The organism is Acinetobacter sp. SwsAc4 (assembly GCF_013391535.1).
Taxonomy (GTDB): Bacteria; Pseudomonadota; Gammaproteobacteria; order Pseudomonadales; family Moraxellaceae; genus Acinetobacter.
Window position 1 is genome coordinate 1 of record NZ_JACAXC010000062.1, and the last position, 1,826, is coordinate 1,826.

1 protein-coding gene and 1 pseudogene are annotated in these 1,826 nt (G+C 36.3%); both read right to left on the reverse strand.

The genetic code is table 11. From position 1 onward, the window contains the following. Positions 1-67: 67 nt before the first annotated feature. Positions 68-673, reverse strand: coding sequence for a helix-turn-helix domain-containing protein (locus HYG88_RS15100; RefSeq protein WP_178883369.1), 606 nt, complete (start codon positions 671-673; stop codon positions 68-70). 9 nt (positions 674-682) lie between these two features. Next, positions 683-1,699 (reverse strand): annotated as a pseudogene (locus HYG88_RS15475) (restriction endonuclease subunit S); the annotation flags it as partial. Positions 1,700-1,826: the final 127 nt, after the last annotated feature.

Here is a 1,826-nt window from a genome sequence, read left to right on the forward strand (position 1 = left end):
TTAACCGTATTTTTCTTAATAGTGATTATAGCAAAAGTATTTAAAACGACATTTCATGTCGTATGGCTTACGCCAGTCGCTTATATCCTCGGGCTAAACCCCGAGGTTTTACGCTCCAATGGATAAAAAGCTGTCGGGCTGTAGCAATCGCAATCGGGTCTAAATCTTGTAATGTCGCATCGGGACAGATTTCAGCACTCCAATCGGTTTCCATGCTTTGCCATATTTTCTTGGCTTTATCGGGATAGTCTTTAAGTTTTTTGGTATAACTCCCAATACGGATATAGGCTTCATGTAGAAAGCTCACTGGTGAGCCGCTAGTCGCTGGAATTTCAAATAAAACGAGATGTTTACCCTCAATCTCCAGCTCATGGATTTTAAAGTCAATACGTGGGTTTAAGCGTGTCAGTAACCAAAACTCTAAATCTTCATTGCCTTTAGCTTTTTGTTTTTTAGGGTCAAATGTTGTACCGACAATACTCTGATCATGGTCTTTAATTCCAAAAATTAAATACCCATTCCGTTTATTACATAAACATGCGCCGTTGGATAGGGCAGAAATACGCTCTCCAATTTCTTCGGCACTATGGTAGTTTTCTTTAAACTCTAACCATTCTTGCTCACTGGGTTCTTGGAGCAATTGCAATACAAGATTTTGAAAGTAATCGGTCATCTGTTTCACCTACACAAACATCTGCTGCAACAAGCCTTTTTTCCATTGTTTGGTTTGTTCAATTTGCTGTGCCACCACTTCAATTTTTTGGTCAATACTCGATAAGAAATTAGCGATTTTGGTTTGTTCTTCTAAGCAAGGTATGTGTATTTCCAATTGCTCAATTGCGTATAAAGCTAACTTTGGTTGTGCACTTGTGGTTGCTGTACTTTCGATCAATTCAGATAAATAACCGCTATCCAATAAATAGATAAGAAAATTTTGATGGCATTTTAAATTAGTAAGCTTATCAGCATTCTCTGTTAAATTAGCACCATTAAATTCAGTCGGAATTTTACCAATGATTCCTAATGTTCCTGCAACTGAAATGAATATATCTTTATCGGTAATCGTATAACGTTTAATAGTGTCTACTACTTCAAGAGGAACATACCTAATATTTGTGCTATCAATACTATAAGAACGATTCATATCACTCACAGTAATATATGGATGTCCTGTATTCTCATTAACCAGCGCATAACCTTTCGGAATACGTTTACCACCTTTTACATCAGCAACGTCTTTTATTGATTTTGTTTCCCACTCCCCAAACTCGCTACCATCATCCGCTTTAAAACGAAGTTGCTGACTAAACAGCTTTTGCATCATGCCTTGTTTATACTGGCTGAGTAGCTCATGTTTTTGAGTGAGTTGGCTAATCTTTTCATCGACTGCGGAAAGAAAAGAGGCGATTTTGGTTTGTTCGGGTTTAGATGGATAAGAAAATTGCAACTTTCTTTGTTCAGAGATACCTATATATAACCGAGTTGCACCAGTACAGAGAGCTATTAAGTCATTTTGAAAAGTAACTGATTCAAAATTACTTTTCATAAAGTCAGCTAGTAATTTTTCTTGGTCTAAAATTCTATAATAAGTTACCTGAGGCGTTAGCATAATATAAGGTGTTTCTAACTCAGGAACTTTAGCGACATTTCCAATCGTTGCTTTATGTGTAAGTAAAATATCTCCTTCTATCGAAAATCCTTAGGACTTACGCATTGACGGATTCAAAAAAGTATTAAAATAGTTTATAAAGTATCTGTGATCAGACGAACTAAACATGCTTCTACAGCAACTTGTACATTACCCATTTATATGGGCTTTCTCATGA